Genomic DNA, 13,357 nt, shown 5'->3' with positions numbered 1-13,357 from the left:
CTCCACCCCTGGCCGCCACGTGACCCGCGGAGCCGCCCTCATCTCCCTGCTGACCGTCGCCGCGTTCCTGTTCGCCCCGGCGGCGGCCGCCGCCGGGCTCCCGGCGGCCGGTGGCGTACGGGAGGCGGCGACCCGCCAGGACGCCCTTGTCGTGGTGGAGTCCATCACCCCCGACGCCCCGAGCGAGCCCAACACCCCGATCACCATCAGCGGCAAGGTCACCAACACCGGCGCCACCCCCCTGACCTGGCTGCAGGTCCGCCTGCGGTTCTCCCGCCAGCCGTTCGCCGGCCGCGCCCAGATGCAGAGCTTCGCCGCAGGGGGGCAGATCCTCGACACCAGCAGGCGCTCGGTGCCGGTGGCCCAGCTCGCCGCGTCCGGCCAGGCGCCCTGGGAGTTCACCTTCACCCCCGCCGAGATCGGCATGTACCGCTTCGGCGTCCACCCGGTGACCATCGAGCTCGTCGACTCGGCCCAGCGCCAGCTCGCCGCCCAGCGCACCTTCCTGCTGTACGCGCCCGCGGGCCAGGCGCCGCCGCGCACCAAGATCTCCTGGGCGCTGCCCATCGTCGACCAGCCCCACCGCGCCGACGACGACCTCTTCGTGGACGAGGAGCTGCGGCGTTCCATGGCCGACGACGGGCGCCTCGGCCGCATCCTGAAGATCGCCGGAAGCCCTGCCAAGGGCGTGAGCTGGTTCGTCGACCCGGCCCTGCTCGACGACGCCCAGGTCATGTCCCAGGGATACTCCCTCGGCACCGGCGACGACGGCCAGGAGAAGACCGCCAAACCCGGTGACCCGGTCACCGGCGCGTGGCTGCGCGACCTGCGTACCGCCCTGACCGACACACCCGTCACCGCCACGCCGTACGCCGACCCCGACGTGGCCGCCCTCGTGCACACCGGCATGGACGACGCCACCGGCGCCGCGCTCACCAAGGGCGCCGCGGTCGCGAGCCAGCTGCTCGGCAAGGACGTGACCACGGGCGTCAACTGGCCCGTCGGCGGCGTGATCGACCACGACGCGCTGGACGCCCTCGCCGTGGGGGACGTGCGGACCGTGCTGCTGGGCGCCGCCGCGCTGCCGCTCGCCGCCCCGCTGACCTACACCCCCGACGCCGCCGCCTCTCTCGAGACCGTGATGGGCAGGGTCCGCGTCCTGCTGGCGGACCCTGTGCTGAGCGAGCTGGTCACCCCGGCCGAGGGGACCGCCGTCCTGGCCAAGCAGCGGTTCCTCGCCGAGACCGCGATGATCAGCGCCGAGACCGCCCCGCGGCCCCGCGCGGTCGTGGTGGCCCCGCCCCGGCGGTGGAGCCCCGACCCCGGCTACGTCACCGACCTGCTGCGCACGGCCGCGTCCGTGCCGTGGCTCAAGCCCGTGTCCCTCGGCTCGATCAAGCCCGCGACCCCGCCCGTACCGCGCACCGACCTGACCTACACCGACAAGGACCGGGCCGCCGAGCTCGCCAAGTCGTACATGACGGGCACCGAGAAGCTCAGCGACCGCGCCGCGCTCACCTCCACCGTGACGGGCGACCAGCGGCGGCCGTTCGACACCGCCCTGCTGCGCCTCGCCTCGTCGGCGTGGCGCGGGCGCACCGGCAGCGCCGTGCCGTTCGTCGAACAGGTCGACAGGGCCATCGCCCGCCGCACCGACGCCATCTCGGTCACCACCGGAGAGCAGCGCACCCTCGCGGGCAAGAACGGCATCGTGCCGATCACGATACGCAACGACCTGCCCGACCAGGAGGCCACCGTCGGGGTGAAGATCACCTCACGGGACCGCAGGCTGCTCACCATCGGCTCCTACGAGTCCCCGGTGACCATCGGTCCCGGGGGCACCCGGCAGCTCGACATCCCGATGGAGGCCAACGGCGGCGGCCAGATCGTGGTCAAGGTGCAGCTCACCACCGCCGACGGCACGCCGTACGACCAGCCCGTCGAGCTGACCGTGACCACCACCGGCTACGGCGCCATCGTGCTCGTCATCGTCGGCGGCGCCGTCACCGTGCTGCTCGCCGCGGTGGCGCTGCGGGTGGTGAGCCGCCGCTCGCGCAGGCTCGCCAGGAGCCGCCGCGCGAGCCAGGCCGCGCCACCGGCGGTGGCCGCACAGAGAGAGGGACCTTCATGAGCCGGGTGCTGCGCGCCAGCGCGATCATGGCCGCGGGCACCATGGTCTCCCGCCTGACCGGTTTCGCGCGCACGGCGGTGCTCGCGTCGGCGATCGGCGTGGCGGCGCTGGGCGACGCGTACAACGTGGCGTACACGATCCCGTTCATCCTGTTCGACCTCCTGATCGGAGGCGTGCTGAGCAGCGTGATCGTGCCGATGATCGTCAAGGCGCAGCAGCACGACCCGGACGGCGGGCGGGCCTACGAGCAGCGGCTGATGACCCTGGCGACGCTGGTGCTGCTCGCCATCGCGGTCGCCGGGGTGCTGTGCGCCCCGCTGCTGGTCTCGCTGCTCACCACCGACCTGTCGCCGCGCGGCTACGACGTCGCGGTGACCCTGGCCCGCTACATCCTCCCGCAGATCGCGTTCTTCGGCATCGGCGCCATCTCCGGGGCCATCCTGAACACCCGTGACCGGTTCGCCGCCCCGATGTGGGCCCCGGTGCTGAACAACCTGGTGGTGATCGGGGTCGCGCTGCTCTACCTCGTCGCCGGCGGAGCGGGCGGGAACATCGACGCGGTGACCTCGGGCGACCTCGCGCTGCTCGGCATCGGCACCACGGCGGGCATCGTCGTCCAGTCGATCGTGCTGATCATCGCGGCGCACCGGGCGGGCTTCCGGTTCGTGCCGCGCCTGGACCTGCGGGGCGCCAGGCTCGGCGAGATGGGCCGGGCCGGGGTGTGGACCCTCGCCTTCGTGCTGGTCAACCAGATCGGCTTCATCGTCACCACCAACCTCGCCACCGGCGCCACCGGCAAGGCCGCGGAACAGGGCGCCGGGCACGTCGCCGGCATCGCCTCCTACAGCTACGCCTTCCAGCTCTTCCAGCTGCCCTACGGCATCATCGCCGTCTCGGTGATCACCGCGATGCTGCCCCGGATGAGCCGCCACGTGCACGAGGGGCGGCCGGAGGCCATCCGCGACGAGTTCGCCTCCGGCGTGCGGCTGGTCTCCTCGGTGATCGTCCCGGCCGGGCTGCTGCTCATGGTGCTCGGTCCCGCCGTCACCGTGCTGATCTTCGGGCACGGCAGCACCTCGGTGGCCGAGGCGGTGAACATCGGCAACGTCCTCCAGGTGTTCGGGCTGGCGCTGGTGCCGTTCTCCATCTACCAGCTGCTGCTGCGCGTCTTCTACAGCTTCGGCGACACCCGCACCCCCGCGCTGATCGCGGCGGGGAACGTCGCGGTGAGCACCACCGTGAGCTTCGTCCTCTATCTCACGCTGCCGCCCGATCTCATCGTCATGGGGCTCGCGATGGCGTTCACCGCCGCGTACACCTGCGGCGGCGTGGTCGCCTGGACGCTCGCCGCGCGCAGGGTCGGCGGCGGTCTCGGCGGCCGGGCGGTCGGCGCGGCGCTCGCCCGCATGTACGTCGCGGCGATCCCCGCGGCGGTCGTCGCGCTGATCGTGCTGTGGGGGACCACGGAAGTGGCGGGCATCACCCCCTTGAGCTCTGCCATCATGCTTCTGGTCGGCGGCGGTGCCGGCGGCCTGCTTTACCTCCTCGCCTCGCACCGCATGCGAATCGCGGAAATCAGTTCGATCATTGGACTTGTGGCCGGGCGGGTAGGCCGCTAGTCATAAGGAACCTGGAAGTCCGCTTCGCCGCGTTCAATCGACAACACGGACCGGAGCCGCCGCGGACTACCATGGTGCCCGGTGCACGGAGACGACCGGGCGCCACCGGCCGACTAAGATCAGGAGGGGCGTGGGGGTATTCACCCGGACATCGCCCGCGACCAGGGAGAGGACCACCTCATGAGCGCCCCGGCCGTGGAGCCCGGCGGCCGCCTGGCCGACCGGTTCCGCCTGGAGGACCGCGTCAGCGAGTCGTCTGGCGCCACCCTGTGGAAGGCCATCGACGAGGTCCTGGCCCGGCCTGTCTCCGTGCTGACGCTGTCACCGGACTTCCCGCGGGTCGTCGAGGTCGTGACCGCCGCCCGCGGCGCGAGCCGCCTCACCGACCCCCGTGTCACCCAGGTCTTCGACGCCGCCGAGGAGGCCGGCCAGGCGTACGTCGTCAGCGAGTGGGTGACCGGCGAGACGCTGGCCGATCTTGTCTCCTCCGGCCCGATGTCGCCCGAGCGGGCCGCGGCCCTGGTGGCCGAGGCCGCCGAGGCGGTCGCGCACGCCCACGAGGCCGGCCTGTCCCACCTGTGCCTGACCCCCGACCGGCTGATCTGGACCGCCGGGAGCACCGTCAAGCTGCTCGGCCTCGCCGTGGACGCCAAGCTGCGCGGCGTGGAGAGCGACGACGCCGCGCGCGAGGACGCCGAGGGCCTCGGGCGGCTGCTGTACGCCGCGCTGACCGGCCACTGGCCGGGCGAGGGCGACACCGGCCTCCCGTCCGCCCCGCTGGACGACGGCAAGGTCTGCACCCCGCGCCAGGTCCGCGCCGGGGTCCCCGGTTTCCTGGACGCCATCACGTGCCGCGCGCTGCTGCAGGAGCCCCGGCGCGGCCTTCCGCCGCTCACCACGCCCGCCGCCGTGGCCGAGGCCCTAGCCGAGGTGCCGCGCCCCGCGCCGGTGCCGGTCTCCGGCAGGCCGCCCGCGCTGACCCTGCGCTCCGAGGCCCCCGACGACCTCGACACCCGCCGTCCGCCGCGGCCCCCGGTGCAGCCCCGCCCCTCCGATCACGGGGGGCACGGCGGTCACGGAGGGCACGGCTCACACGGCGGGCACGCCCGGCGCTCGGGCGGCCCGATGAGCCGGGCGGTGGTCGCGATGGTCATCCTGCTGCTCATCGCGGCGGTCGGGCTCGGCGCGTGGACCCTCGGCCGCAGCCTCGGCAAGCGCACCCCGCCCCCGGCCGCGTCCGCCACGCCGTCGTCCGAGGGCTCCCCCAAGATCGTCGCACTGAAGCCGGCCGGTGCCACCGGTTTCGACCCCCTCGGCGACGACCTGTCCGAGCACCCCGAGCTCGCCCGCCTCGCCGTCGACGGCAAGGCGTCCACCGAGTGGCACACCACCACCTACCAGAGCGCCGAGCTCGGCAGGCTGAAGGACGGCGTCGGCCTGCTGCTGGACATGGGCAAGGAGGTCAGCGTCGCCGACGTGGTGGTCTCACTGGGCAACGCGCCAGGCTCGACGATCGAGCTGAGGGTCGGCGACTCCGCCGACCTCGGCGCGCTCCGCAGGGCCGCCAAGCAGGAGAACGTGTCAGGAACGGTGACCCTCACACCGGACAAACCAGCCAGCGGTCAGTACGTTTTGATCTGGTTTACGCGCCTTCCAGCCTTTGAGGGGAAGTTTCGTGGCACCATCTATGACGTAGTCGTGCACTCTCCCGGATCGGCATAACAGGAACACACGTTGTGAACCCTCCTCCCGATAGTCCACCGGCGGTCGAGCACGCCGCACGGTCGGCGTTGAGCGACGCCGACCTGCTGACGAGCCATATCGACGGCGATCCACACGCGTTCAGCGAGATCGTCCGCCGCCACCGTGACCGCATGTGGGCGGTCGCCCTGCGCACGCTCGGTGATCCCGACGAGGCCGCCGACGCGGTGCAGGACGCCTTCGTCTCCGCCTACCGCAAGGCTGAGAGCTTCCGGGGCGACGCGGCGGTGACCACCTGGTTGCACCGCATCGTCGTGAACGCCTGCCTGGACCGCATGCGGCGTAAATCGATCCGCCCCGTGGCCGACGACGAGCTCGTGGAGGCCGCCGAGCGGGACACCCCCATCCCCGACCAGACCGGCGACCGCGACGTCTCCATGGAGGTCTCGGCCGCGCTCAAGCTGCTGCCCGCCGACCAGCGGGCCGCGCTGGTGCTGGTGGACATGATGGGCTACTCGGTCGAGGACGCCGCCCAGGTTCTGGGCGTGCCCACGGGCACCGTCAAGAGCCGCTGCGCCCGGGGCCGGGCCAAACTCGCACCGATTCTTTCGCATCTGCGGAACCGATCAGACTTGAGTCGCGTCTCATCCCCCGAAGGGAGCAGAACTTCGTGACGGGTGAAACGCACTACGACTTCGAGGTCCTCGCCGAACTGGCCGAGGGACTCCTCGACGTCACCACGGCGGCGCAGGTACGCGAGCATCTCGCGGTCTGCGACTCCTGTGGGGAATGCCTGGCCGAGCTGGCCGCGGTCCGCGAGATGCTCGCGGCCGTACCGGTTCCCGCGATGCCGATGGGCGTCGCGCTGCGCATCGACAAGGCCCTCGCGGCCGAGGCGGAGGGAAGGACGGCCGACGGCGGGCTGCGGCTCGACGAGGCGCCCGACTGGAACCGCATCATGAGCGACTCCCCCTGGGAGACGGCCCCCGCGCCGGTCCCCGAGCCGGCTCTGACACCGGCCCGGCCCCTGCGGTCCGTTCCTCCGGCGCGCACGGCCCCCGTGCCTGTGCCCGTGGCCGCGGCGCCCCTGGGCGCCCCGGTGCCCTCGCAGGCCGGTCCGCCGGCCGACGAGGTGCCGGTGCCGCTGGGCGTCGTGTCGGACGACGGCTCGATCGTCCCGGCCCGGCGCCGGCCCGGGAGATCCTCCCGGCGGCGGTCCTGGCTGATGCCAGCGGCGGCGAGCGTCGCGGCGGCGGCGGTCATCGGATCGGTCGGTGTGACGGCAAGCCTGCTGTCGGCGTCCGGCGGGCAGCCGTCCGGGCCGACCGTCGCGCTGCCGGCCCCCGCGGCCCCGGCTCCGGCCGTGGTGCAACCCCAGCGGGGCACCATCGGCAAGGGCTCGACCCAGACCGGCGGCAACTACGCGATCGGCAAGAGCGACTTCAACTACTCCGACGCCGTGCTCGACGGCCCGCTGGCGACCTACGTCGGCGCCACCGGCCCGGGTTCGGGCGGCGGCACCTCGGCGGACCAATCCGTGACGGGTTGCGTGTCGCAGATCGCCGCCCGGGTGGGCCGCAGGCTCGGCGCCGACAAGGCTCCCACCCCGATCGGCGTCGACCAGGGGCTCTACCAGGGCAACGAGGCCACGGTGATGGCCTTCTGGAAGGACCGCCTGCGCAACGCCGTCTGGGTGTACGTCGTCGACGGCAACTGCGCGAGCCTGCGCAAGCCCGCGGTGGGCCGCTGGCAGTAGCCCCCGCGTTCAGCCACGACGAGGCCCCGGCGACCCGCTCGCCGGGGCTTCGCGATGTCCGGGGCGGGTCATCACCCCGCGGGGAATCCCGGACGCCTAGGATCTGTTGACGCCACTGGCACCCAAGGAATCGGAGTCGAGGCGGTCGCCGGCGAACCGGATGGGGCCGGGCCGGGCGACGGGCCGCGGCAGGAAAGGCGAGAGCGTGAGCGACGTCCGTAATGTGATCATCATCGGGTCGGGGCCCGCGGGGTACACGGCCGCGGTGTACGCGGCACGCGCCGATCTCAACCCACTGGTGTTCGAGGGCTCCGTCACCGCGGGCGGCGCGCTGATGAACACCACCGACGTGGAGAACTACCCCGGCTTCCCCGACGGCATCCTCGGTCCCGAGCTGATGGACAGCTTCCGCAAGCAGGCGGAGAGGTTCGGCGCCGAGCTGCTCGCCGACGACGTGGTCGAGGTGGACCTGCGGCAGGACCCCAAGGTCGTCAAGACCGTGACGGAGACCTACCTCGCCCGCACGGTGATCGTGGCGACCGGCTCGGGCTACCGTGAGCTCGGCCTGCCGAACGAGAAGCGGCTGTCGGGCCGGGGGGTGTCCTGGTGTGCGACCTGTGACGGCTTCTTCTTCCGCGACCAGGACATCGCGGTCGTGGGCGGCGGGGACACCGCGATGGAGGAGGCCACCTTCCTCAGCCGGTTCGCCCGCACGGTGACGGTGGTGCACCGCCGGGACGAGCTGCGCGCCAGCAAGATCATGCAGGACCGCGCCTTCGCCAACGAGAAGATCCGCTTCGTCTGGGACAGCGCGGTCACCGACATCCACGGCGAGACCCGGGTGAGCGGCCTGACGCTGCGCAACCTCAAGACCGGCGAGGAGTCCGAGCTGCCAGTGACCGGGCTGTTCGTGGCCATCGGCCACGACCCGCGCAGCGAGCTGTTCAAGGGCCAGCTGAACCTCGACGACGAGGGCTACATCAAGGTCGACGCGCCCACCACGCGGACCAACATCGACGCGGTCTTCGCCTGCGGCGACGTCGTCGACCACACCTACCGCCAGGCGATCACCGCCGCGGGGACCGGGTGCGCCGCGTCCTTGGACGCGGAACGCTGGCTCGCGGACCACACCAGTTGATAAGGGGAAAATCTTGAGCGAGATCAAAGCCGTGACCGACGCGACGTTCGACGCCGAGGTCCTCAAGAGCGACAAGCCGGTCCTGGTCGACTTCTGGGCCGAATGGTGTGGCCCCTGCCGTCAGGTGGCGCCCGTCCTTGCGGAGATCGCCAAGGAGCACGCGGACAAGCTCACCATCGTCAAGATCAACGTGGACGAAAATCCCCGCATTCCTCGCGATTACGGCGTACTCCAGATTCCCACCCTGAACGTCTATAAGGGTGGAGAGGTCGTGAAGCAGATCATCGGCGCCAAGCCGAAGGCCATGCTGCTCCGCGAGCTCGAAGGCGTCATCTAACAGACGCCCCTGCGGTCGGTGGTCCCCCACGATCACGTGGCCGTACCTCCGCCCTCCCGGCGGCACCCACCCAGCGGAGCCCCTCGCGCCGGCGGCGCGAGGGGCTCTGTGTTGCGGTGACCCGTGGCGGCGCCGAACCCCGGTGGCGCGTGTGGCGCATGTGCCTGGAGGGGCGTGTCCGGCCCTGAGATCGCCTCAGACGGGGCGAAGTGCGCGTTCGGGGGACATGGACCCCAGGAGCCGCTCCAGGGCCACCTCGACGTCCTCACGCCATGACGCGGCGGTCTTCAGTTCCAGCCGCAGCCGGGGGAACCGCAGATGCGGGCGCACCGTCTTGAATCCGACGGCGAGCAGGTATTCGGCGGGGAGCATGCAGCCCGGCTGCTCCCACTTCAGATCGCCGAAGGCCTCGATGGCCCGCACCCCCCGGCGGGTGAGGTCCTTGGCCACGCCCTGGATCAGCATGCGGGCGAGCCCGCCGCCGGAGAACTCCGAGATGATGTGCGCGGTCATGAGCAGCACGGCGTCCGCGCTCACCGGCGAGGTGGGGAAGGCGACCGAGCGGGGCACGTAGAGCGGCGGCGCGTACAGCACGAACCCGGCCGGCACGCCGTCGACGTAGCAGATCTTGCCGCAGCTGCCCCATTCGAGCAGGGTGGCGGAGATCCACGCCTCCTTCTCCAGCCCGGGGTCGCCCGCCTGCTGGGCGCGCTCCCCGCTGACCGGGTCGAGTTCCCAGAAGACACACCGGCGGCAGCGGCGTGGCAGATCGTCGAGGTTGTCCAACGTGACATTCACCAGCCGGCGCGACACCCCGGGCCCCCTATCCCTTGCGAGACGGACGCGAGCTCACGGCAGAAAAGCGCACGAACTACGGCGTCTCCAGAGTGGCATGGTAGCCGAGTACGCCGCCGTTGCCGCGCTTCCGCACGGCGGACATGCGCACCCCGCCGGACCCGTGACGAGCCCTCTTGTGCCGTGGCCAGGCCCCATTCCCGCACGGGAGTCCCCCTTTCAGGGTGAGAATTACCAAATGTGGTAGAGGCTGCTGCCGTACTCTGGTGTCTCGTATCGCGCCAATCACAATCACGCATCCCATTCCCCAGGAGGTGGACCGTGACGCAAGAGCCGGATCACGGTCGGAGGACCGCGGCCCACGGGTCGCGCATCGACGCCTACATCGATCGGTACGCCGCGCGTGCCGCCGGAATGGTGGCCTCCGAGATCCGAGCTCTCTTCGCCGTCGCGTCCCGCCCCGAGGTCGTCTCGCTGGCCGGCGGCATGCCGTACGTCAACGCCCTCCCCCTGGACACCGTCGGCGAGCTGGTCGCCGACCTGGTGGCCCGGCGCGGCACCGTCGCGCTGCAGTACGGCTCCGGCCAGGGCGACCCCCAGCTGCGCGAGCAGATCTGCGAGGTCATGCGCCTGGAGGGCATCGACGCCGGCCCCGACGACGTCGTGGTCACCGTGGGGTCGCAGCAGGCGCTGGACCTCATCACCCGCATCTTCATCGACCCCGGGGACGTGATCCTCGCCGAGGGCCCGTCGTACGTCGGCGCGCTCGGCACGTTCGCCGCCTACCAGGCGTCCGTGGTGCACGTCGCGATGGACGACCTGGGGCTGATCCCCGAGTCGCTCGCCGAGAGCATCCAGGCGCTCACCGCCGCCGGGCGCCGCGTCAAGTTCCTCTACACCGTGCCGACCTTCCAGAACCCCGCCGGCGTCACGCTCACCCTGGAGCGCCGCCGCCAGGTGCTGGACATCTGCCACCGCGCGGGCGTGCTGGTCGTCGAGGACAACCCCTACGGCCTGCTGGGCTTCGACGCCGAGCCCATGCGGGCGCTGCGCGCCGACGACCCCGACGGCGTGGTGTACCTCGGGTCGTTCTCCAAGACCCTGGCCCCCGGCTTCCGGGTGGGCTGGGCGCTGGCGCCGCACCCGATCAAGGACAAGCTGGTGCTCGCCATGGAGTCAGCCGTGCTGTCCCACTCCAGCTTCGCGCAGCTCGCGGTGGGGCGGTACCTCGAGACCCAGCCGTGGCGCGAGCAGATCAAGACCTTCCGCGAGCTGTACCGCGAACGCCGGGACGCGCTGCTCGGCGCGCTGACCGCCCTCATGCCGCCCGGCTGCAGCTGGACCCAGCCCGCCGGCGGCTTCTTCGTGTGGATGACGCTGCCCGAGGGGCTGGACTCGAAGGCCATCCTGCCGAGGGCGGTGGCCGAGCGGGTCGCGTTCGTGCCCGGCACCGGCTTCTACGCCGACGACTCCGGCGCCGCCAACATGCGGCTGTCCTATTGTTATCCCGAGCCCGACCGCATCCGCGAGGGCGTCCGCCGCCTCGCCGGGGTGATCCAGCAAGAGCTCGTGCTGCGCGACACGTTCGGCACCAGCCCGATGCGCCCCCACGCCGGGGTCGACACGCCGGGTCCGGATCTGACCTGAGATGTACTACGCTGCGGAAACTCTGGCGGCCCGCGCCACGGGCCGCCACGGGCGGTTCCGACGACGCTAGAAAGGTCCTCCATGATCGATCTCGGCCACGTGCTGGTGCTTGCGGGCGGGCTGTCGTACGAGCGCGAGGTGTCCCTGCGCTCCGGACGCCGGGTGTGCGAGGTGCTCAAGGCCGACGGGGTCGATGTGGAGACGCGCGACACCGACGCCGCGCTGGTGCCCGCCGTGCTCGCCGACCCGCCCGACGTCGTCTTCGTCACCCTGCACGGCGGCAGCGGCGAGGACGGCGCCATCCGCTCGGTCCTCGAGCTGCTGAAGCTGCCCTACGTCGGCGCGGCGCCGGACGCGTGCCGCATCGCCTACGACAAGCCGACCGCCAAGACCGTCGTGCGGTCGGTCGGGGTGCGCACCCCCGAGGCGGTCGTGCTGCCCAAGGAGACGTTCCACGACCTCGGCGCCACCGCGGTGCTCGGGCGCATCGTGGAGCGGCTCGGGCTGCCGTTGTTCGTCAAGCCGTCCCGCGGTGGTTCCGCCCTCGGCGGGTCCATCGTGCGCAAGGCCGAAGAACTGCCCGCCGCCATGGTGGGGTGCTTCGCCTACGGTGACACCGCGCTGGTCGAGAAGTACGTCGAGGGTGTCGAGGTCGCGGTGTCGGTGGTCGACCTCGGGAAGGGCCCGGTCGCGCTGCCCGCGGTGGAGATCGTGGCCAACGAGGGTGTTTACGACTACTCGGCCCGTTACACCGCGGGTCACACCGAGTTCTTCGCGCCCGCCCGGCTGCGCCCCGAGGTGGCCGACGCGTGCGCCCGGATGGCGGTGACCGCGCACACCGCGCTCGGGCTGCGGGACATCTCGCGCACCGACATCATCGTGGACGCCGCCGGGGAGCCCCACTTCCTGGAGGTCAACGTCGCCCCCGGGATGACCGAGACCTCGCTGTTCCCCATGGCCGCCGCCGCGGCCGACGAGGACCTCGGCGCCCTGTGCCGCGGCCTGCTGCAAGCCGCGCTGCTCCGGCACTGATCCGTCCCTTCCCTGCTCTCCGCCCTCTTTCCGCCCGCCACGGGCCTTCCCGGCGAACCGGGCATCCGGCTCGGGCGGGCGGGGCGGGCGGGCGTAGCCTGGCGAGGTGATCGAACCCCGCTACGCGAAAAGCTTCGCCAGTGACAACCACGCCGGTGCGCACCCGGCCGTCATGGACGCCGTCGCGGCGGCCAATACCGGTGACGCCCCCGCCTACGGCGACGACGAGTGGACCGCGGCCCTCCAGGACCGGCTCCGGGACGAGTTCGGCGCCCACGCGGCCGGCTTCGTGGTCCTCAACGGCACCGGCGCCAACATGCTCTCGCTCAGCATGATGATGACCCGCCGCTACGAGGCGATCATCTGCCCGGAGAGCGCGCACATCGCGACCCATGAGACCGGCGCCTCCGAACGCGTCCTCGGCGTCAAACTGGTCACCGTGCCGACTCCCGACGGCAGGCTCACCCCCGACGACGTGACCGCCCGCCTCGGCGGCCGGGGCAACATCAGCGAGGTGCAGCCCAAGGTGGTCTCCATCTCCGAGGTCACCGAGCTCGGCACCTGCTACACCCCCGACCAGATCGCCGCCCTGGCCGAAGTGGCCCACGACAACGGCATGCTCCTCCACATGGACGGCGCCCGCCTGGCCAACGCCGCCGCCTTCCTGGGCTGCTCCCTGCGCGCCCTCACCACCGACGCCGGCGTGGACGTCCTAAGCTTCGGCGGCTCCAAGAACGGCGGCCTGGTAGGCGAAGCAGTGGTGGTCCTCCGCCCCGACCTGGCCGACGCCGCCCCCTACCTGAGACGCCAGACCCTCCAACTCGGCTCAAAAATGCGCTACATCTCCGCCCAGCTAACAGCTCTCCTCACCGACGACCTCTGGCGCAAGAACGCCACCCAAGCCAACACCATGGCCAAACGCCTGGCCGACGGCGTCTCCGACCTCCCCGGCCTGGACATCCGCTACCCCGTAGAGTCCAACGCCATCTTCGCCACCCTCCCCCCCGACACCATCCCCACCCTCCAATCCCAATACCTCTTCCACACCTGGCACGCCCCCACCAACACCGTCCGCTGGATGACCGCCTTCAACACCACCCCCACCGAAATAGACACCTTCACCACCACCATCCGCCAAACCCTAAAACCCTGACCCCCGGTTTCACGTGAAACCCCACCCCCCGTTTCACGTGAAACCCCC

The 13,357-nt window shown here is 71.7% G+C and carries 11 protein-coding genes; 10 read left to right on the top strand and 1 reads right to left on the bottom strand.

Features of this window, described 5'->3' with window-relative positions:
- Window positions 1-19: 19 nt before the first annotated feature.
- The 7 genes from ACFP1K_RS30680 (at window position 20) to trxA (ending at window position 8,682) form a co-directional block, all read left to right on the top strand.
- Entirely contained in the window at window positions 20-2,131 is a 2,112-nt protein-coding gene (locus ACFP1K_RS30680; RefSeq protein WP_380759834.1) for a DUF6049 family protein, read from the top strand.
- The gene (gene murJ / locus ACFP1K_RS30675) at window positions 2,128-3,750 is read left to right on the top strand and encodes a murein biosynthesis integral membrane protein MurJ (RefSeq protein WP_380759832.1); all 1,623 of its coding nucleotides are present in this window, start codon (window positions 2,128-2,130) and stop codon (window positions 3,748-3,750) included. The genes ACFP1K_RS30680 and murJ overlap by 4 nt, the downstream gene beginning before the upstream one ends.
- A gap of 180 nt (window positions 3,751-3,930) precedes the next feature.
- Window positions 3,931-5,472, top strand: coding sequence for a protein kinase family protein (locus ACFP1K_RS30670; RefSeq protein WP_380759830.1), 1,542 nt, complete (start codon window positions 3,931-3,933; stop codon window positions 5,470-5,472).
- 14 nt (window positions 5,473-5,486) lie between these two features.
- Window positions 5,487-6,125: an RNA polymerase sigma factor SigM gene (gene sigM / locus ACFP1K_RS30665; protein WP_380759828.1), complete on the top strand. Its 639-nt coding sequence runs from the start codon at window positions 5,487-5,489 to the stop codon at window positions 6,123-6,125.
- The gene (locus tag ACFP1K_RS30660; RefSeq protein ID WP_380759826.1) at window positions 6,122-7,207 is read left to right on the top strand and encodes an anti-sigma factor family protein; all 1,086 of its coding nucleotides are present in this window, start codon (window positions 6,122-6,124) and stop codon (window positions 7,205-7,207) included. The genes sigM and ACFP1K_RS30660 overlap by 4 nt, the downstream gene beginning before the upstream one ends.
- Window positions 7,208-7,412: 205 nt before the next feature.
- Window positions 7,413-8,345 carry a thioredoxin-disulfide reductase gene (trxB, locus tag ACFP1K_RS30655; RefSeq protein WP_380759824.1) on the top strand — a complete coding sequence of 311 codons (933 nt, stop codon included), beginning with the start codon at window positions 7,413-7,415 and terminating at the stop codon, window positions 8,343-8,345.
- Window positions 8,346-8,358: 13 nt separating this feature from the next.
- The gene (gene trxA, locus ACFP1K_RS30650) at window positions 8,359-8,682 is read left to right on the top strand and encodes a thioredoxin (protein ID WP_380759822.1); all 324 of its coding nucleotides are present in this window, start codon (window positions 8,359-8,361) and stop codon (window positions 8,680-8,682) included.
- 195 nt (window positions 8,683-8,877) lie between these two features.
- On the opposite strand, the gene ACFP1K_RS30645 is transcribed toward trxA, so the two are convergent.
- Window positions 8,878-9,480 (bottom strand): GNAT family N-acetyltransferase, encoded by a 603-nt coding sequence (locus ACFP1K_RS30645; protein ID WP_449329164.1) that lies wholly within the window; start codon window positions 9,478-9,480, stop codon window positions 8,878-8,880.
- A gap of 411 nt (window positions 9,481-9,891) precedes the next feature.
- Between ACFP1K_RS30645 and ACFP1K_RS30640 the strand changes: the two genes are divergently transcribed.
- The 3 genes from ACFP1K_RS30640 to ACFP1K_RS30630 all read left to right on the top strand — a co-directional run bounded on the left by ACFP1K_RS30640 (window position 9,892) and on the right by ACFP1K_RS30630 (window position 13,309).
- Entirely contained in the window at window positions 9,892-11,124 is a 1,233-nt protein-coding gene (locus ACFP1K_RS30640) for an aminotransferase-like domain-containing protein (RefSeq protein WP_380759922.1), read from the top strand.
- Window positions 11,125-11,205: 81 nt separating this feature from the next.
- Window positions 11,206-12,156: a D-alanine--D-alanine ligase family protein gene (locus ACFP1K_RS30635; protein WP_380759818.1), complete on the top strand. Its 951-nt coding sequence runs from the start codon at window positions 11,206-11,208 to the stop codon at window positions 12,154-12,156.
- 106 nt (window positions 12,157-12,262) lie between these two features.
- On the top strand, window positions 12,263-13,309 hold the full coding sequence (locus ACFP1K_RS30630) for a threonine aldolase family protein (RefSeq protein WP_380759816.1): 1,047 nt from the start codon (window positions 12,263-12,265) through the stop codon (window positions 13,307-13,309).
- Window positions 13,310-13,357 lie beyond the last annotated feature (48 nt).

This window comes from Sphaerisporangium aureirubrum, from assembly GCF_042658925.1.
Taxonomy (GTDB): Bacteria; Actinomycetota; Actinomycetes; order Streptosporangiales; family Streptosporangiaceae; genus Sphaerisporangium; species Sphaerisporangium aureirubrum.
This window is presented reverse-complemented; position numbering and strand designations above follow the sequence as displayed.

Coding starts and splice junctions, on each gene's coding strand:
- murJ (WP_380759832.1), top strand. CDS start 2,128: ATGAGCCGGGTGCTGCGCGCCAGCGCGATCATGGCCGCGGGCACCATG.
- ACFP1K_RS30670 (WP_380759830.1), top strand. CDS start 3,931: ATGAGCGCCCCGGCCGTGGAGCCCGGCGGCCGCCTGGCCGACCGGTTC.
- ACFP1K_RS30635 (WP_380759818.1), top strand. CDS start 11,206: ATGATCGATCTCGGCCACGTGCTGGTGCTTGCGGGCGGGCTGTCGTAC.
- ACFP1K_RS30640 (WP_380759922.1), top strand. CDS start 9,892: ATGGTGGCCTCCGAGATCCGAGCTCTCTTCGCCGTCGCGTCCCGCCCC.